Below are 19081 nucleotides of genomic sequence, written 5' to 3'. Positions count from 1 at the left end.
CCTTATTGCGCTTTACGACGGCGGCGTCGACTGATCACCACCAGCGCCGCTGCCGTCACCGCTATTACACTGCCAATCTGCAATGGCTTTTTGTAGGGGCGCAACGCCGAGCGCGCGGCGTCGGTAACCTGGGTCACATACCGCTTATCGGCCCTTTGAAAGTCCGGCTCTTGGCATTGATGTCCGAAATCACCTGCCCAAACCACATAAGGGCCCTCCTCAACATAGCGACGGTAGAAGGCGCTTTGCTCTTGCAGGCTGGTGCCCCACGACGAAGCCTTGCACAGCACAGAAGCAAACGCCTGGCTGCCATGGGGTAAGTGATCAGCGGCTTTGCTCGCCAGGGCCGTGGCTACAAAGCGGTAATGAAAACGCTCATCTGGTTGCGCCAACGAGGCTTGCTGGCGCTGCACTTCACCTGGGGCCATCAGCGGGCCGACCTTGAGTTCGGGAGTTTCCAGACTGTAATTGCCGCCAAAGGTGGCGTAATCCGGTGACATTTCGTAACCCAACAGCTCCATTCCGTCAAAACGGGCCACTGTCGCAGCATAGTAATAAGCAAATGCACGCTTGGTTGGCCACCATTTCGATTCGGCATCGTGGCGCAATTGCCCATACCACGTCGCCTTTTGTTGTAACTCCACGCTGTCGAAGTACTTCGGCGCCTCGCCATACCGCTCTTCACGCAGCAACCGCCGCCCAAGCAAATTGCGCAGTTTCGCCGCCACCGGCAACGGCACGTAGTTGTCACGGTCCTGCTGACTCAGCGCTGGCGGTGCTGGCACCTGCGTGTCGACATAGTGCTTGAGTTCATCGACGGTCAACACACGCTCGGCAACGGTCGCGGCATCGAGCCAGTAGGTGCTTTGGCTGCGATAGAGCTGATCGAACGCTTGCAGGTAATCGCCGCGTTGCAGCGCCAGAATCGCGCTTTCACCCTCGACCCGGCATTTGGGCTGCAGGCTTTCAAAATCGTAGTCCGGCGTGCGTCGCTCACCCCAGGATTCATTCTGCGGGAAGGCTTGAGCCGCCTTGGCATACGCCGCTGCCGCCGCGTTTTTGTCGCCCTCTCGCAGCGCCAGCTTCGCCCGCAACCACCACGCCAAACCACCATCCCCGGCATGCTCAAGGAATGCTTTGGCGCTGGCGTAATCGCCCTGTTGATAATTCATCGCCGCCAGTCGGTCAGCGTTATCCAGACTGCCCCGCGTGTTGCTTTGCAGAAGTTTGATCAGCTTTTGTTCGTTTGGCGGTTGATCACCGAATGACCAGCCCAAGCGGCTGATCAGCGATGCCGTGACCAGTTGCTGCACCGGCTTGCCTTTGAGCAGCTCGGTCAGTTGATCGTCAGGCATTGCCAGCAGATCAGCCATCAACAATTTGATCGAGGTGTAGCCCACTGCCGAACCGTGGAGGTTTTGCGTGGCGTAGAGTTCGACGGCGCTGTTCCAGTCACCCGCCGTGCGTGCCACCCGGGCCTCTTCGCCGAGGCTGGCGACACCCAGCTCCAACGGGTCGCTGAAACCGTTAATGCTCAGCTGACGGGTCTGCTCGAAGGCCTTTCGTGACTGCGCCAGCAGGTCAGGCGTTGCATCCGTTTCGGCGCTCATGGCAAACAGCGCCCGGCCCAACGAGTAGGCCGCCCACGTGCTGCGCAACGGGCGTTGATCCGCCGGCAATGCCAGCACCTTCTGAAAGTACTCGGCGGCCAATCCATGATCACCGGCGCTGAACGCCACAGCGCCCGCCAGGTAGAGCATGTGCTCGGCCGGTAGGCTCGCGCCCTGGGCCTCGACTTGATGTGCATCGGTCAGCGTGCGCAACTGTTTGACCAAAGCTTGCTGTTCAACCGTCAAACCGGCTTGCTCGGCCTGGTCCCGTTGATCGGCGTAGTTGGGCTCATCGCCGTAGCCGGAGGACGGATTGTTGGTGGCGGCCGTGACATTCTTCAGCCCCGCGATCGCATGGCCGAGGCGATTGATCTCAAACTGGAAGTTGCCTTCCGGCAGCTCTGCCAGCGACTGGGCGCGGTTGTCCAGCAAACGCATCGGGAAGTCCGGCCCACAGGCCAGCGCCGAACCCAGCGGCAGACTGAGGCTCAGGCAAAGCAAATGGCGGGGCCAGTTACGGGTGAACATTCGAACCTCCTTGATCAATGTGTGTGCAGCGTGCCCAACCGATGCCGCGTTGCCCGCCGGCCAGTAGCCGGCCCTCGCGCTGGCGGGTGAAGGTAAGCAGATCCGGGCTTTGTTGCAATGCATAACCGGCCAGCGCATCAGCGCCATCACAGCCCTGAACCGCCAGCGTCACGCGTTCGGGCCAGGCGCTGTCGAGGTTGCCTGGATTGCTGAGGCTGATGTCATAGAGGCCGTCCTGTGCGCTGAGTTTCAAACTCAAGCGACTGTCGAGCACATCGCCGCGCGCCACCGCACTGAGCGTGTTCAGGCTCCAGGCCCGGCGATCCCCCGCCAGCGGCAGGCGAAACCAGATCAGGCCGGCCAGGTGCGCGGGTGGATCGGCGCGCAACTCGGCCGCAAGCGTGCTCAGTTGCACGGGGTCCGCGAGCAACTCTCGGCGTTTACCGACTCGTTCGACCGGCACTTCACTTTCCACCACCGGCGCACCGCTGGCTCCGGGCAACAGCGCCACGCCATAGGCCGGAAGCGCCAGATGAAATGGTTTCGACGTAATGCGGCTCCAGGCGTTGGCCCACTTCCCGGCCTGTACCGCATCAAACAAGCCACGATGCGGATCGCTGACCGCATGCACCTGCAACACGCTACTGTCGACGGTCGCCAGGAGTGTCGGCAACTCAGGGCTGTCGATCCATGCCGGCAGCGCAGTGATACTCAACGGTAAAGAGGCGGGTAAAACCGCGCGTAGATGCGTCAGAAATGCCCGATAAGCCGGTAGCCGAGCGCTGCCCGCATCGTGGTCGATTTCCACACCAGAGATGACCAGCCCCTGCCCTTGCCAATCGCCAAGCACTTGCTGGATTTGCGCTGTGACCTCGTCCTGGTCCAGCGCCTTGAGCTGGCCATCGAGACGAATCACCGCAATCAACGGTCGACCATCACGCTTGAGCAGCGCCGGATTGATCCGCGCCCTACTCCAACCGGCCCCAGGAAACGCCTGCAACGCCAACACCCGCAACGTCGAAAAATCCGCGCGGCTGTCCTTCAGTGCAGCGTCATGGGCCGGTGTCCATTGCCGTTGCCAGACATAGAGTTGCTGATCGAGCGGCGGTGCGATTTTTTGCTCGCAACCGTTGAGCAACATCAACGCGGCAAACACCACCGCCAAACGAATTAAACACATGAAATGCCGAGTCCCTGACAACGCAAAGTCGCAGGGTACACAAAACCTGTGGGGGCTAGGGCTTGCGGGCGATGATCACCTGACTTTTCGCCACGACCGCGTCCAGCGCCTGCTTGATCTGCGCGCCACGGGGCGACGCCAAAACGGCCTGCCAGGTGTCGGCCCAATGGTTGAGCAACGGGTGATCGGCATTGCTGAAATCGACCTTGGCTTCCCAGAACAACAGCATCCACATCGACCAGTAAAAGCCGTACTGGCTATGGCTGAGCACTTCCAGGCCAGCGTCGCTGACCATTGCCTTGAACTGCTCTTCGCTGATGATGCGAATGTGGTTGGGCTTCTGGAAATACTCCGGGGCAGCGATGTCTTTTTGCAGGTCTTCGGAGCTTGGGTGCGGGACGCTGAGCAAGTACAACGCACCCGGTTTGCCAACGCGGACCAGTTCGGCGAGGAACTGCGCCGGATCGTCGACATGCTCGATGACCTCGGTGGACACCACGCGGGTGGCAGTCGCATCGGCAATCGGCAGCGGATTGCAGTCGGTGACATGGCATTCGATGTCACGCGCCGGCGTGTCGCTCAAACGCTGGCGGGTGGCTTCAACCTTGGCCGCATCGATGTCGGCGATGATGATTTTGGCCCCGCGCATGCCACAGAAATGCACGTTACCGCCGTCACCGCAGCCAACGTCCAGCAGCGTGTCCTCAGCCCTCACCGGGAACCCGGTGAACAGCTCGCCGGTTTGCTGATTGAACCAGCCGCTGAGCATCGCATCGTGCAGGCCGAGCATATAAGGGTCGACCTTCTCGACCTTGTCCGCCACAGGTGCGGGAGCGGGCGTACCCGCCGTGAGTTTCTTCAAAAGGCTCAGCATGAGGTAGCTCCAGAGGTTTGGGCGGCTGTTCGGGACGTGCCCAGGCGTTTGACCAACGACGCGCCGCGGTTGCGCATGGGCATTTCGATAAAGCGGTAGTTGAGTTCACTGAGCAAGGCGATCAGCCCGCCAGCCATCAGTAGCGTCAGGATCGGATGACCGCCCGGGCTGGGCAGACCGGCAGCCTGCAAGCGAAAGGTGAATTCTCGCACCAGCAAATACGCAGGAATGTGGATCAGGTAAATCCCGTAGGAGCGACTGCCCACCCACGTCATCACGTTCTTGAACGCACCGCGCGGCATCAAATAATCACGGTTGTAGGAAGCGATCCAGACCAGCACCGCGCACAGCACGGCAATCACGCCGATGCGGTAATTAGTGAAGGTGAAGCGGTCCGTCGCCATGAAACTGAGCGCCAACGACAACGCGATCAACGCCAAAAGACCGGCCCATGGGCGGCGTAAAAATGTGGGCTCCCAGCGCAGATATGAAGGTTGCGCACTCCACATTGCCAACAGTATTCCGAGTGCCAATGCGTCGGTGCGAATCACCATCAGGATCGGCGTGCGCAGCGTGAACAACTGCACCGCGACCAGCGCCAGCAAGGCCCAGACCAAATGCTTGCGGCACAACAGAATCAGCAGTGGAAACAGCAGGTAGAACTGCTCCTCCAGCGACAGGCTCCAGTAGACGAAACTGGTGCCGTACTCATAGTGAAAGAAACTGTCGGCGAAACGGAAGTTGGCGTACTGCGCGACCCCGGCCAAGGTCGCTTGCAGGTTGGCGTGCAACGTTCCGAAGGCCCCGGAGCGATTGAGGAACAGGCAGGCCAGCAACATCAGCGCCAGCCACAACCAGGCCGACGGCAGCAGTCGAAACGCTCGGCGCAGCCAGAAATTACGTGTTTGCTGCCAGTATTCCTGGCGTGTGCGACACCCTTGCAACGCAGGGATCAAGCTGCGTGCGATGACGAACCCGGAGATGGCGAAAAACAGATCGACGCCCCACCACGGCTGGCCCAACGCGATGATCGCTTGCAACAGAGGCACCGGGGCGGCGAACAGGCTGTCTTGCAAGTGATGGAACAGCACGCCGAGCACTGCGATGCCGCGCAACAACTCGATGTCCATGATCCGTCTGTCGTTGCTCATGACGCCCTCCCTGCATCCAAAGGCTTGCGCGCAATGATCACCTGGCTCTTGGGCATGAACTGATCGAGCATCTGCTTGATCGCCAAACCGTTCGGTTGCGCCAGCAGGTCCTGCCAGGTTTTCGCCCAGCTCTCCATCAGCGGCGGATACGGCGCCTGGATCCGGTCACGCACCGCGCCACCCAGATCCCTTCCCGCAGCCCGTTCACTGGCCCAGAAGAAAATCATGCCCATCACCCAGAAAAACCCGGTGGCCTGGCGATGCTCGATCACCAGACCGGCGTCCTCGACCATTGCGGCAAAGCGTTCCGAGGTAAAGATCTGTACGTGATTGGGCGATTGAAAGTAGCTCGCGGGGGCGATGCCCTTCTGCAGATGCTCCCCCACCGGCGCTGGAACGCTGAGCAGATACAACGCCCCCGGACGGCCCATGCGCACCAGTTCGGCCATGAACGGCTCGGGGTGATCGATGTGCTCCAGCACTTCCATGCACACCACTTTGCTCGCGCAACCGTCGGCCAATGGCAGCGGCAAACTGTTGCTGACCAGACCGAGATTGGCCTTGTCCGACTGCGCATCCACTTGCAGGGCCAGGTCGCGGACCTTGTCGTGCTCGCTGTCGGTGAAAATCACCGACGCGCCCTGACGCACCGCAAACAAAGTCGCAACCCCTTCGCCGCAACCGACATCCAGCAGGGTGTCGTCCGCGGTGATGGCAAAACCCTTGAGCAATTCACCACTGTCGCCCAAGAACCAACCGTCGAGCACCGCGTCATGCAAACCCACGTCCCGTGGTGACACGCGGTTCTGCTCCACCAGCACCGGCACCGATTCCGGCTCAGGTTTCGCCGCTGGGAACAGACGTCTCACCAGAGCGCGGATCATGTCTGCGGGGTTTCCACGGCGCGGGTTTCGAACAGTCGGGCAAAAAAGCCTTTCAGACGTTGCTCGGCGGTCGCCTGGCTGCAGAATTTTTCGAGGCTGGCCACCGCATGCCCGGACATCTGTGCGTAGCGCCCGGCATCGTTTTTGGCGACGTCATAGCTCGCCCGATAAGCGCGGCACAATGACGTCCAGTCGGTGACGTAGCGCAGCGTACGGAACGCCCGGCGCGGATCGTGAGGCCAAGCCGTCAGTTCCTCGGTCGAGTCGATCAGGAAAGCATTGTCGGCGTCCAGGTAGTCGATCATCGCCGTAGTGCGGGGCGCCACCGCCGGTTTGCCACACGACATGAATTCCATCAACGGCAGGCATTGGCCTTCGCCGTAGGACGTGTTGACCACGTAGCTGGTCGCCTGCACCAGTTGCTCGTAGTCCGCATCCGCGAGGTAGCCGTGAATCAGCACGATGCGGCAGCGATAGGACTGGTTTTTGTACAAATGATGAAGGATGTCGGACAGCGCTTCTTCGGCATCATGGTGGGTCAGTTTGAGCACCAGCGTCGCATCCTCGACCTCACGGAAGGTCACGCAGAACGCGCTAAGCATGTCTTCCCAGTTCTTGCGCCCGTCACCCGGGTTGAACACCGAGGTGTAGATCACGCCGTCGAGCAGCAACGCTTGCTCACCCGGTGTCGCCGTGAAGTCGATCCCTTCGCCCTCACGCGACGCTTCTGGCCCAAAGGCCCGCAAATCGAGGGTGCGGCTGTCGGCCACCAGGCCTTTGATCGTCAATCGAACCTGATGCGCCGTTGGCTGGCGCTGCAACTGGGCGCCACGCGCCGAGAACCGGTCCCACACCGGCGCCGGAACCGCGATGATCGGATAGTCCGCGCCCATCGCCTCGTGCACGGCATTCACGGTGTAGCTGGAATGAGTGATCGCCGCGCCACACGCCCGCAACACGGTACGCCAGTCATTGCGTGGCTCACCGGCAAAGGGCTCGTTGGGAATGGTGCTGAATTCCCACGCGAACACCGGCAAGGTCGGACAGGCGAGGTGCACGGGTGTGCGATGCGGTGGCGAGAACGACAGAAACACACAGTCTTCACCACGGGACAGCGCGTTGAGGTACAAGGCATCGACTTCGGTCTGCGGGTCACTGACCTCCACGACTCGCCCCAGCTGTTCCAGCACGGGCCGATATTCCTTGAGCACGAAGTAATAGCTGTACTCGGAACGGCCGAGGTTCTGGGCAATGGTGTGCTGGTTGGTTTCCGAATGAATGATGATCAGCATGAGGCGTTATCCGTCACGGTCGCTGTAGGCAGAGCCTGCGGCATCAGCCCGAAAAAATCCGCCAGGCGTTCCTGCACCGGGGCGAAGGCGCAGTAATCGCGCATGCGCTCGACCGCATCGCGAGACATCCGCTGGTATTCAAGCGGTTGCTCCTTGGCTATTCGGTAGCTGGTTTCATAAGCCGTTTTCAACGAGCCCCAATCCGGTCGATAACGCAGCGTGCGATAAATGATCCGGGTGTCCTGCGGCCAGATAGTCAGCTCCTCGCTGGACTTGACCACAAACGCCACGCGCTCATCGATGTAATCCTCCATGGCGGTGTGGTCCGGGGCGATCACCGGTTTGCCGCTGGCCATGAATTCCATCAGCGGCAGGCACAGGCCTTCGCAGCGGGACGCGTTGACGTAATAACTGGCGGCTTCATAGAGCCGGGCGTATTGCGGATCGTCCAGGTAACCGTGCATCACCACCACACGGCAAGCGAACGGCGAGAGTTGCGCGAGCAAGGTCATCAGCTCGTCGTAGTAGGACGAAAGGTCGCTTTGGGTAATCTTCAGCACCAGTGTGGCGTCGTCCGTTTCGCGGAAGGCCCAGCAGAAAGCGGTGATCAATTGATGCCAGTTTTTGCGACCGTCACGAGGGTTGAACACGGTGGCGTAGACCACGCCATCAACCCGGGTTTCGACCTGGGAAGTCGTGTCCGGCCACTGGCGCGGTTGCGGCTCGTGCACTGCGATTGTCTGCGGGCCGGCGATGGCCGGCAGGTATTGGGCAACGCGCGCATGAGCGGCGTCCGACAACAAGTCGCGAATACCCTCCCAATACCAATTGCTCAAAAACTGCGTGCGATGCACCGGGGTCGGCAGCGTTTTACCCTTGTCCAGGCGCCACATGTGCAAGTAGTGCCGGGCAATAACAAAACGGCGCTTGAGCGTCAGCGGTGGCGGCTTCAAAGCCTCAAGCGCCGCTATTTCCTCGGCGGTCGGGGGTGTGGGAATCACCGGATCGGCAGACAGTCCGAGCGTGCGTGTGTCGAAAATGCAGCCCTTGATGTCCAGGGTCGAGCCGGCATTCACCGGATGACTGGTGTGACGACTACGAATGCCCGCGAAGTTTTCCCACAACGGGGTCGGCAAAACCAACACGGGGAAGTCGTCGCCCATGGCCCGACGAATCGCCCGGGCTGTGTGGCTGGAGAGCGTGATGACGCGCCCCTGGCGCGCCAGCATTTGCGTCCAGTCCTGGCGCGGATCGTTGTCCCATTGCTCATCGGGAATCGAGTCAAACTCCCAGGCCACCACGCAGATCGTCGGGCACTCAAGGTCGTTCGGGGTTTTCTGCGGCGGGGTGAATGACAGGAACAGGCTGTCTTCGCCGGCGGCCAGCAATTGTCGATAGAGGGGATCGACCTCGGTGGTGGAGGACACCACATGCACCCGCCCAAGGCTTTCCAGCACAGGACGATAGGCCTTGAGCACGAAGTAGTAACTGTATTCGGGACGACCGAGGCTCTGGCTGATCGAGCTGTCGTTGACGTCCGAGTAAAGAATGAAATTCATGGCACCCCACGATGAAACCGCCATCCCGGCAGCCTCGCTCTATGACGGCAAAACCACGGATCGACCCGGTGTTTGCCGGTCGTCGTCCATCGTCTTCTTGCCCGTCTACGTTCTTGTTTTAATGGCCCGTTTCGCGGGGTTTGAAAACAACCCGACCGAACCCTGGCTAATCGTGACGAGGGGCATTCTAAACACATCCGTCGAGGATTCGTGAACCGCCCGGCGAGAAAAATCAGGCTACGCTAACGAGAACTGACCGGTCACGGTGGGACCTGTTGAAATTGCCGAGCAATTGGCACAGATTGGCTACCAAACAACTACAACAACATATTTCGCCTGTCTTTCGACCAAGCAATCCACCCGGTCTGTCAGACATCTCCATAGAGCCTGTGGGGAATGGACGAAGTTTTATGACCAAGGGGCGACTGTTTGAAAAAGCGTCTGTTCGTTACGGGTCTGACTGGATTCGTAGGACAACACCTCCAATATCGCCTGAAGGCTGATGCCTCGGAATGGGAGCTTCTACCTGTCGCCTCCCGGTACGACCTGAGCCAGCCACAAAGCCTCGAAGGGCTGTGGCCCGAGTTGCCCGATGCCGTCATTCACCTGGCCGGCCAGACCTTTGTCCCCGAAGCCTTTCGTGATCCGGCACGCACACTGAACATCAACCTGCTCGGCACCTTGAACCTGCTACAAGCGCTCAAGGCGCGCGGCTTCAATGGCACCTTTCTCTATGTCAGCTCGGGCGATGTCTACGGTCAGGTTGCCGAATCAGAGCTGCCGATCACCGAGCGCCAGCCACCCTGCCCGCGCAATCCGTATGCGGTGAGCAAGCTGTCAGCCGAGTTCCTGAGCCTGCAATGGGGCTTGAGCGAAGGCTGGCCGGTACTGGTCGCCCGCCCGTTCAATCACATCGGCACCGGCCAGAAAGACAGCTTCGTGATTGCCAGCGCCGCGCGGCAAATCAGCCGCATCAAGCAAGGCCTGCAAGCACCGCAACTGGAAGTGGGCGACATCGATGTCACCCGCGATTTCCTCGATGTGGGCGACGTCATTTCGGCTTACCTGGCGCTGCTGGAAAAGGGCGTAACGGGACAGGTCTACAACATTTGCTCGGGGCGCGAGCAGAGCATTCGCAGTCTGATCGAACAATTAGGCGACCTCGCCCAGGTCGACATGCAACTGATTCAGGATCCTGCGCGTCTTCGTCGCGCGGATCAGCGTCGCGTTTGTGGCAGCTCTGCCAAGCTGACCCAGACCACAGGATGGACGCCTGAAATCACAACACAACAATCCCTGCGGGCGATCCTGTCCGACTGGGAGAAGCGAGTACGACAAGAATGACTAAAAGTGCACTGATCACAGGGATCACCGGCCAAGACGGCGCCTATCTGGCCAAACTGCTGCTCGACAAGGGCTACAAAGTCCACGGTCTGGTCGCTCGTCGCAGCAGCGATGCGCGCTGGCGCTTGCGTGAAATGGGCGTCGAAGGCGACATCGTTTATCTGGACGGTGACATGGCCGACGCCTGCTCCGTGCAACGCGCGGTGATCAAATCCGCCCCGGATGAAATCTACAACCTGGCAGCGCAAAGCTTTGTCGCCGCCTCCTGGGATCAACCGGTCACCACCGGCATCGTCGACGGGCTGGGCGTGACCCACTTGCTCGAAGCCATCCGCCAGTTCAGCCCGCACACTCGTTTTTACCAAGCCTCGACCAGCGAAATGTTTGGCTTGATCCAGGCCGAACAACAAGACGAAAACACCCCGTTCTACCCGCGCAGCCCTTACGGCGTGGCCAAGTTGTACGGCCACTGGATCACCGTCAACTACCGCGAAAGCTTCAACCTCCACGCCAGCAGCGGGATCTTGTTCAACCATGAATCACCGCTGCGCGGCATCGAGTTCGTCACCCGCAAAGTGACCGACGCCGCAGCCCGCATCAAGCAGGGTAAACAGCAGGAACTGAGCCTGGGCAACATCGACGCCAAACGTGACTGGGGTTTTGCCGGCGACTACGTCGAAGCCATGTGGCTGATGCTGCAACAGGACAAGCCTGATGACTTCGTGGTCGCCACTGGCGTGACCACCACGGTGCGCGAAATGTGCCGCATTGCCTTCGACCACGTTGGCCTCAACTACCGCGACTTCGTGAAGATCGACCCGGCGTTCTTCCGCCCGGCCGAGGTCGAAGTGCTGCTCGGCAACCCGGCCAAAGCCCAGCGCGTACTGGGCTGGAAGCCAAAAACAGATCTGGATACCTTGATCCGCATGATGATGGACGCGGACATGAAACGCGTCGCCAAGGAGTAGGCCATGCTGATTCCAGTGATCCTTTCCGGCGGTGCCGGGACTCGTTTGTGGCCGGTGTCCCGCGAAGGGCACCCCAAGCCGTTCATGATGTTGCCCGACGGCCAGTCGCTGCTGGGCAAGACGTATCGGCGTGCGGCCGGGCTGCTTGATGGCTGGGGCGATATCGTCACGGTGACGAATCGTGAGTACTACTTTCAGAGCAAGGATCACTATCAGGAGGCGCAGCTCAATCGTCATCGCGGACACTTCCTGCTTGAGCCGACCGGCCGCAACACGGCCCCGGCCATCGCGGCCGCCGCCCTGTCGCTGCAAGCCTTGCACGGCGACGAAGCGATCATGGTGGTCATGCCCGCCGACCATTTGATCCGCAATGAAGAGGCCTTGAAGTCAGCGGTCGAACACGCTGTGGCGCTGGCCAAGGATGGGTTCCTGGTGACGTTTGGCGTGGTACCGACTGCCCCGGAGACCGGTTTCGGCTACATCGAAACCGGCGCGGCACTGGACGAAAAAGGCGCGGCCAGGGTGCAACGCTTCGTCGAAAAACCTGACCTGCAAACCGCTACGCATTACCTGGAAAGCGGCAAATTCCTGTGGAACTCGGGCATGTTCTGCTTCTCGGTCGCCACCGTGCTGGCCGAGTTGCAACTCCACGCCCCCGAACTGCTTGAGCAGACGCGAACCTGCATGGCAGCCAGCGCCCCGGTGGAAACAGCCGGGTGTCTGCAGCAGGAATTATCCCCAGAGCTGTTCGCCGAGATCACCGACATTTCCATCGACTACGCCTTGATGGAATGCTCCGACAAGGTGGTCGTGGTGCCCGCCGGATTCGACTGGAGCGATATCGGCTCCTGGGGTGCGGTGGCCGCGCTGGTGCCGGCGGATGCGCAAAACAACCGCGCCAGCGGCGATGCGGTGTTCATCGACAGCCACAATAACTTTGTCCAGAGCGAAGACCGGCTGGTGGCGGCGGTGGGTGTGGATAACTTGATCATCATCGACACCGCCGACGCGGTGCTGGTCGCCCATGCCGATCGCGCGCAGGATGTGCGCCGAGTGGCCAAGCAGCTCAAGGACAAGAAACACGAGGCCTATCGCCTGCACCGCACGGTCAGTCGACCTTGGGGCACCTACACCGTGCTCGAGGAAGGCCCGCGCTTCAAGATCAAGCGCATCGTGGTCAAGCCCGGCGGCAAGCTGTCGCTGCAAATGCACCACCACCGCAATGAACACTGGGTAGTCGTCGAAGGCATGGCCAAGGTCACCAACAACGGCACCGGCACCCATCTGGTGGCCAAGAACGAATCAACGTTCATTGCCGCCGGTCACAAGCATCGCCTGGAAAACCCGGGCGTGATCGACCTGGTGATCATTGAAGTGCAAAGCGGCGAATACCTGGGAGAGGACGATATCGTTCGCTTCGAAGACCAATACGGCAGGACGGTTTGACCTTGGTGTTCCATGTGATCAACAACCGTCATGAAAACTTCGTCGGTTGCTCGTGGCTGGGGGCGAAAACCACCATCACCCACTCTGCCGAATCAATTGTTTCTGAGGGCAGGCCATGACGCGTCTTCTGGTGGAATGCACCCACGTATTCCAGCACCCCAAAGTCAATTCGGGCATTCAGCGAGTGGTGCGCAACGTCATCAATCAGCTGCCGGAGCGTGTCGACGGTGTGGAGTGCATCCCAGTGGTGATGCTCAACGGCAAACTCTATCGAGTGCTGAAACTGGGTGCGTTGAACATTCCGTTTTACGATGGGCTGATGACCTTTGGCGGGCGCCTCGGACGGCTCGCTCATCGTTTCTGGCAAATGCACCAACGCTTGCACAACCGCAGCAACTCGCGAGTGATCAAGCGCTTGCTGCACGTGGCCTACCGCGTCACGGCGGTCTCCTGTTTCAGCATTCCATTGCGTCTGATCGAGGGCATCAACCAATATCAACTGCCCAAACGCTGCTCGCCCTTGCAGCATCAGGCGGGCGACCAGTTGGTGTTGCTCGACTCCTCCTGGCACAGCGATTTCTTCCCGTTTGCCGAACAGCTCAAACGCGAAGGCGTGGGCATCGTTTCGGTGATCTACGACCTCATTCCGCTGACACATCCGCAGTTCTATGACACGCGGCTGGTGCAGGTTTTTACCGAGTGGTTCAACTGGATCACCCAAATCGCCGACGGCTATGTCGCGATCTCCGCCACGGTACGCGATCAGGTGCATGACGAAGTGCTGCGACGCCTTGGCCCGGACAAAACCGGCAGACTGTGGTTCGACTATTTTCACCTCGGCTCCGAACTGGACCTGAGCGAAGTCAGCGCCGCGGTCGAGCCACGCCTGGCCCGGCTGTTCAAAACGCAAGATCCAGTGTTTCTGATGGTCAGCACCATCGAGCCGCGCAAAAACCACGATTACCTGCTCGACGCTTTTGAACGCGCTTGGGCATCAGGTTCCAGCGCCCGTTTGTGCATCGCCGGGCGTATTGGCTGGAAATGCGACGCCCTGCTCGCCCGTGTGCGCAATCACGCCGAGCTGAACAAACGCCTGTTCATGTTCAATGACCTGAGCGATACCAGTCTCGAACACGCCTACTCCCACGCCAGCGCGCTGGTGTTTCCGTCCTGGGTCGAAGGCTTCGGCCTGCCACTGGTCGAAGCCATGCAACGCGGTTTGCCGGCCATGGGCAGTGACATTCCGATCTTCCGTGAAATCGGTGGCGAGTTCATGGCGTACTTTGATCTGGAAGAGCCACAAAGCCTGGCGGACCTGGTCACGGAGTTCGAACGCACCGGGCAATTTCCGGCCGTGCGCAACGTCGCGGATTGGCAGTGGATCGGCTGGCGTGAAGCCAGTGCGCAATTGGCCGAACGCACCCTGCGCAATCTGCAAGAGCCGGCCGTGCCAGAGAGGCAACATGCGAATTGCCCTTAACGCCAGGATCCTCCAGGGGCCGCGCACCGGCATAGGCCATTACGTCGCTGAACTCGCTAGCGCCCTTGTCGCTGAACCCGATGTCGAACTGGCACTGTTCCACGGCTGGGGCTGGAGTTCTGTGCTGCCTGAGGCAGCCATGCCCGGTTATTCACGACTGACACCGTTGCTGCGCAAGATTCCCGGGGCCTATCAAGCCCGCCGCTGGCTGGAGCAGAAACGCTTCGATCAGGGGCGCACGCACTCCATCGACCTCTACCACGAACCGAGTTTGTGGCCACTGTCGTTCGACGGCCCGACTGTCATTACCTTGCATGACCTGACTCACCTGCATTACCCCGAGACGCAACCGCCCGCGCGCTTGCGAGAGATCGAACGGCGACTCGCTGACGGCGTGCAAAGGGCGAGCCTGATTCTCACCGACTCGCAGTACATCGCAGACGAAGCGCAACAGCATTTCGGCTTGCCAGCAGAACGGTTTGTCGTTGCGCCATTGGGCGTGGCGTCGCGTTTTCATCCCCGCGAGCCGGGGGCCATCGACGCGGTGCTCAAGGCTCATGGCGTCGAGGCGCGGGAGTACTTCCTCTGCGTCGGCACCTTGGAGCCACGCAAGAACCTGACACTGGCCCTGCGCGCTCATGCAAGGTTGCCCGAGGCAATCCGCCAGCGTTTTCCGCTGCTGATTGTCGGCATGGCAGGTTGGCAGCATGACCAGTTCAGCGAAGAACTGCAGCGGGCGCTCGCTACCGGGAATGTCTGCCTGCTGGGTTACCTGCCCGACGAGCAAGTCGCGCAGCTGTTGGCCGGTGCCCGGGCGCTGATTTTTCCGTCGCTTTACGAAGGCTTTGGCTTACCGGTTCTGGAAGCGATGGCCAGCGGCACGCCGGTAATCCTCACCCGGCGTTCGGCCATGCCGGAAGTGGCAGAGGCTGCGGGCAACTATATCGAACCTGACGATCCAGACGGCTTGCGCGAGGCAATGACCCATCTGATCGACGATCAAGCGCATTGGCAGGCATGTCGGGAAGCCGGATTGCAACAGGCAAGGCTTTTTACCTGGGAGCGCTGCGCCAGTATTACGGCCAGCGCCTATCGCCAGGCACTAGGAGGTTGAATGCGAGTACTCCATTTTTTCAAGACGTACCTGCCTGACTCCGTTGGCGGCATCGAGCAAGTCATCTTCCAGCTCTGCGAAAGCGGTGCCCAGCATGGTATTGAAAGCCAGGTTTTGACACTCAGTGCCGATCCCACGCCGCCGGTGGTGCAGCTCGGGCAACACGAGGTTCACCGGGCCAAACTCGATATTCAGTTTGCTTCCACGGGGTTTTCCTGGAGCGTCTTCAAGCAGTTTCGCGAAATGGCCGCTGAAGCCGATGTGGTCAATTACCACTTCCCTTGGCCGTTCATGGACCTGGTGCACTTCGCCAGCGGCATCAAGAAACCAAGCGTGGTGACGTACCACTCGGACATCATTCGCCAGAAGCACCTGCTCAAGCTTTATCGGCCTCTGATGAACCGGTTCCTGGCAAGCGCCGACCGGATCGTCGCCGCCTCGCCCAACTACTTGCACACCAGCGATGTTCTGCAACAGTTCCAAGCCAAGACCCGGGTTATCCCCTATGGCCTGAACAAGGCAGGTTATCCACAGCCCGACAGCGAGCGTATGGCTCACTGGCGGCAACAGGTTGGGGATAAGTTTTTCCTGTTTGTGGGTGTGATGCGCTACTACAAGGGTTTGCACATCCTGCTCGACGCGCTCAAGGACCTGGATTATCCAGTGGTCATCGTGGGAGCCGGCCCACTGGAATTGGAACTGCATGCACAGGCCGCGGCCTTGGGTTTGCGCAATATTCACTTCCTCGGGCGCCTGGGTGATGAGGACAAAGTAGCGCTGCTGCAACTGAGCTACGCCATCGTGTTTCCCTCGCATCTACGCTCCGAAGCGTTTGGCATCTCGCTGCTCGAAGGCGCGATGTACGGCAAACCGATGATATCCAGCGAAATCGGCACCGGCACCAGCTACATCAATATCCACAACGAAACCGGGCTGGTGGTCCCACCGAGTCAACCGCTGGCCTTCCGTGAAGCCATGCGCACGCTGTGGGAGAACCCGGCACGTGCGGCGCAAATGGGCGCGAAGGCTGAGGCGCGTTATCGGCAGCTATTCACCGCCGACGAAATGGGGCGCAAGTGGACCGAGTTGTACGAGGAACTGCTGGAAGAAAAATCCCTGTCCTACGCGTAACTAATGTGGGAGCGGGCTTGCTCGCGAAGGCGGTGGAGGGAGAAACGTCGTCGGATTCGGGGGGATTGGGGGTTTCTTTTATTATGATGAAGCTCCATTCGAGGACTGGAGTTCGCCAACACTGCGACCAAGCAGAAGGGAGGCGAACCGTACGCGGGTTGGTCGACCAGGGAATGGAACCCGGCAGAGCCTAAGCCCTCCCACGCACAGCTCGCCATGAAGCAAGCACAAACGTGCGCCATTCTAAACCTGGGCGACCAAACCCGATCACTGAATTTGCAGTGAGCCGCGAAGCCTATCCTCCCGACTTCCGACACGACAACCGCCAGAACATGTCGGAATCATCCCCAGGAACGCTCAAGTTTGTAGGACGTTCGCCGTATTTTGCAGGCAAACGTCGCTCCCACAGGGAATCTCTGAGCTTTGGTGGATGGGTTATAAATCCAACACCAACGGCTGCGAACCCTGCGCCGGCACCGCGCAACAAATCAGTACCTCTCCCGCCTCAGGCACTTCCGCCGGGGGCTGTGGATAATTCACTGCGCCGCTGATCAGCCGCGTTTTACAGGTGCCGCAAGATCCGCCGCGGCAGCTGAATTCCGGGCGCAATCCGCGGCTTTCCGCCAGCTCCAGCAAACTGCCGCCCTCGGGCTGCCAGCGTGCCTCTTTGGCCGAGCGCTGGAACACGACGGGGACCGAAACAGTGGCGGCCGGTGGTTGCTCGATGACAATGGCATCCGGGTCCGGCGTCCGACGCAATGTCGAGGGGCCAAAGGTTTCGGCATGAATCCTCGCGTCGCGGATGTCCAGACTGCGCAGGCTGTCGTACATCCCTTGGGTAAAACTGCCCGGCCCGCACAGGACAAAATCCACCTGATCGTAGTCGTCCACTTCGAGAACGGTCTTCATCAGGTCGGCGTCGATCCGCCCGGTCAGGTCGAAATCTTCACCCTCGCGGGCATCAGGTTCGGGCTGACTGAGCAATCGCATCACGTGTACCGAGTCGCCGAGGCCGTCGAGCAAGCGATCCAGCTCCGGGCGAAACGGCTGATCGGCCAAGGTTCGCGAGCTCTGGAAAAACCACGTCGGCCGAATGCGCCGGGTGCGCAAACCTTGATAAACCACCTCGCGCACCATCGACAGCAACGGCGTGATGCCAACACCGGCGGCCAGTAGCACCAGTGGCCGACGCTCATGCGGTGCCACGGTGAAATGCCCTTGAGGCGCGCGAGCTTCCAGCACATCGCCGACGCGAACGTGCTCATGCAGGTGCGAAGACACCAACCCGTCACGTTTCACACTGATGCGGAAAAAGTCATCGGAGGGGGCGCTCGACAGGCTGTACGTGCGGATATGCACATCGCCCCCAATGTTGAACCTCAACGGCAAATGCTGCCCAGCCTGAAACAGCGGCAACCCCGCGCCGTCGCTGGGCTCCAGATAGATCGAACGGATGGCGTGGCTTTCCTGCTCGATGCGCACCACTCGCAACGGCCGCCAGCTGTCGCCCAGGGCCTTGGCTTGCAGCCGCGCGTTCGCCTGCGCCCACGTGCCGGTCAGCAAACTGGTGGGCGACACGCCGTCAAAGCGCCAGCGCAAAGCCAGTGCGGCGGGCCGGCGCACCACGCGCTCCACCTCGAACGTCCACAACCGCTCGGCCCCTTGAAAGGCTTCGACTTGCGGGCCTTCGAGAATGACCTGCGCGCGACCGCTGAGCTGCAGCAAGTCGCCCGAATTGAAATCAATAAACAGCAAACCCGCACGCGGGTTGATCAGCAGGTTGCCCAAGGTATTGAAGAACAGGTTGCCGGCAAAATCCGGAATGGTCAGGCGATTGCCTTCCACCTGGACAAAACCGGCCTGGCCACCCCGGTGAGAAACATCCACCGAGCGTTGACCATCGACGTCCACGTAGCTGGCGACAAAGAAGGTATCGGCGCCGGCGATCATCGCGGTGGCCGCTTCATCCAGCGCATTGAGGTGCTGCGCGACACGGGTCGACGGGTCCGCCAAGGGCACCGAGCGGAACTGGCGCAGCTGAATGTACTGCGGGCAATTGCCGAACGATTGCTCGACTGTCACCCCGAAGCCACTTGCCGTCACAGCGCCAACCCGGCCATTGAGACGGTTGCGACGCCGAGTGTGCAGTTCGATGCCCAGCAGGCCAATCGCCGCGCCTTCTTGCAACTGCGCAGGATCGTCGCTGCCAGGCAGGCTGTCGAACTGCAACAACGCAGGCTGCGGGGAATGAGCAAAACCTGGCGGCCCTTCAAGAATACTGGCCCAAGGATTGCCATCGGCATCGACCGCGCCGTACAGCATGAACGGCAGTTGCTGATAGAACGTGCGGTGTTGATCCGGCATCTCGCTGCGAATCACCTTACGACCTACGACGTCCATTCGCTCGGCAACACCCACGTGAGCCTGCAATTGTTTCTCGCCAGTGTGCCAAGGTGAACGTTCCATAACGGTTTCTCCCCTGCGCTGATCGCGCAATGTGAGCAGCCCGACTGAGTCGGG

15 protein-coding genes and 1 pseudogene are annotated in these 19081 nt (G+C 60.5%); 8 read left to right on the top strand and 8 right to left on the bottom strand.

Annotation, left to right across the window (positions count from 1 at the left end; translation table 11 throughout):
• Positions 1–2: 2 nt before the first annotated feature.
• Genes ACM6I0_RS15870 through ACM6I0_RS15840 form a run of 7 tightly spaced genes read right to left on the bottom strand, consistent with a single transcriptional unit; the run spans position 3 to position 9078 of the window.
• Positions 3–2138 (bottom strand): hypothetical protein, encoded by a 2136-nt coding sequence (locus tag ACM6I0_RS15870; protein WP_414922767.1) that lies wholly within the window; start codon positions 2136–2138, stop codon positions 3–5.
• Positions 2125–3318 carry a DUF3142 domain-containing protein gene (locus tag ACM6I0_RS15865; RefSeq protein ID WP_414922766.1) on the bottom strand — a complete coding sequence of 398 codons (1194 nt, stop codon included), beginning with the start codon at positions 3316–3318 and terminating at the stop codon, positions 2125–2127. Before ACM6I0_RS15865 ends, ACM6I0_RS15870 begins: the two co-directional genes overlap by 14 nt.
• Before the next feature lie 55 nt (positions 3319–3373).
• Positions 3374–4192, bottom strand: a complete 819-nt coding sequence (locus ACM6I0_RS15860) for a class I SAM-dependent methyltransferase (RefSeq protein ID WP_414922765.1) — start codon at positions 4190–4192, stop codon at positions 3374–3376.
• Positions 4186–5343, bottom strand: coding sequence for an acyltransferase family protein (locus tag ACM6I0_RS15855; protein WP_414922764.1), 1158 nt, complete (start codon positions 5341–5343; stop codon positions 4186–4188). The genes ACM6I0_RS15860 and ACM6I0_RS15855 overlap by 7 nt, the downstream gene beginning before the upstream one ends.
• A complete protein-coding gene (locus tag ACM6I0_RS15850; RefSeq protein WP_414922763.1) occupies positions 5340–6227 on the bottom strand; it encodes a class I SAM-dependent methyltransferase in 888 nt (295 codons plus the stop codon). The genes ACM6I0_RS15855 and ACM6I0_RS15850 overlap by 4 nt, the downstream gene beginning before the upstream one ends.
• The gene (locus ACM6I0_RS15845) at positions 6224–7519 is read right to left on the bottom strand and encodes a glycosyltransferase (protein ID WP_414922762.1); all 1296 of its coding nucleotides are present in this window, start codon (positions 7517–7519) and stop codon (positions 6224–6226) included. Before ACM6I0_RS15845 ends, ACM6I0_RS15850 begins: the two co-directional genes overlap by 4 nt.
• Positions 7513–9078 carry a glycosyltransferase gene (locus ACM6I0_RS15840; RefSeq protein ID WP_414922761.1) on the bottom strand — a complete coding sequence of 522 codons (1566 nt, stop codon included), beginning with the start codon at positions 9076–9078 and terminating at the stop codon, positions 7513–7515. The genes ACM6I0_RS15845 and ACM6I0_RS15840 overlap by 7 nt, the downstream gene beginning before the upstream one ends.
• On the opposite strand from ACM6I0_RS15840, the gene ACM6I0_RS15835 reads away from it, so the two are divergent.
• The 8 genes and pseudogenes from ACM6I0_RS15835 (at position 9077) to ACM6I0_RS15800 (ending at position 16561) form a co-directional block, all read left to right on the top strand.
• A complete protein-coding gene (locus ACM6I0_RS15835; RefSeq protein ID WP_414922760.1) occupies positions 9077–9292 on the top strand; it encodes a hypothetical protein in 216 nt (71 codons plus the stop codon). The two genes, ACM6I0_RS15840 and ACM6I0_RS15835, sit on opposite strands and share 2 nt — an antisense overlap.
• Positions 9293–9507: 215 nt before the next feature.
• Positions 9508–10422 (top strand): GDP-mannose 4,6-dehydratase, encoded by a 915-nt coding sequence (locus tag ACM6I0_RS15830; protein WP_414922759.1) that lies wholly within the window; start codon positions 9508–9510, stop codon positions 10420–10422.
• Positions 10419–11390 (top strand): GDP-mannose 4,6-dehydratase, encoded by a 972-nt coding sequence (gene gmd, locus ACM6I0_RS15825; RefSeq protein ID WP_109626923.1) that lies wholly within the window; start codon positions 10419–10421, stop codon positions 11388–11390. The genes ACM6I0_RS15830 and gmd overlap by 4 nt, the downstream gene beginning before the upstream one ends.
• Before the next feature lie 3 nt (positions 11391–11393).
• Complete coding sequence (locus tag ACM6I0_RS15820; protein ID WP_285431514.1) at positions 11394–12836, top strand: mannose-1-phosphate guanylyltransferase/mannose-6-phosphate isomerase; 1443 nt, start codon at positions 11394–11396, stop codon at positions 12834–12836.
• Between the two features lie 2 nt (positions 12837–12838).
• A pseudogene (locus ACM6I0_RS15815) lies at positions 12839–12955 on the top strand (hypothetical protein); the annotation flags it as partial.
• Entirely contained in the window at positions 12952–14316 is a 1365-nt protein-coding gene (locus ACM6I0_RS15810) for a glycosyltransferase family 4 protein (RefSeq protein ID WP_414922758.1), read from the top strand. The pseudogene ACM6I0_RS15815 and the gene ACM6I0_RS15810, both read left to right, overlap by 4 nt.
• Positions 14300–15430 carry a glycosyltransferase family 4 protein gene (locus ACM6I0_RS15805; RefSeq protein WP_285431511.1) on the top strand — a complete coding sequence of 377 codons (1131 nt, stop codon included), beginning with the start codon at positions 14300–14302 and terminating at the stop codon, positions 15428–15430. The genes ACM6I0_RS15810 and ACM6I0_RS15805 overlap by 17 nt, the downstream gene beginning before the upstream one ends.
• Positions 15431–16561: a glycosyltransferase family 4 protein gene (locus tag ACM6I0_RS15800; RefSeq protein ID WP_414922757.1), complete on the top strand. Its 1131-nt coding sequence runs from the start codon at positions 15431–15433 to the stop codon at positions 16559–16561.
• Positions 16562–16996: 435 nt separating this feature from the next.
• On the opposite strand, the gene ACM6I0_RS15795 is transcribed toward ACM6I0_RS15800, so the two are convergent.
• Entirely contained in the window at positions 16997–19027 is a 2031-nt protein-coding gene (locus ACM6I0_RS15795; protein WP_414922756.1) for a pyridoxamine 5'-phosphate oxidase family protein, read from the bottom strand.
• Positions 19028–19081 lie beyond the last annotated feature (54 nt).

The sequence above is a fragment of the Pseudomonas sp. IT-P294 genome (genome assembly GCF_949767865.1).
Classification (GTDB): domain Bacteria; phylum Pseudomonadota; class Gammaproteobacteria; order Pseudomonadales; family Pseudomonadaceae; genus Aquipseudomonas.
The sequence above is the reverse complement of the archived record's forward strand: the minus strand, read 5'-3'. Positions and strand labels throughout refer to the sequence as shown.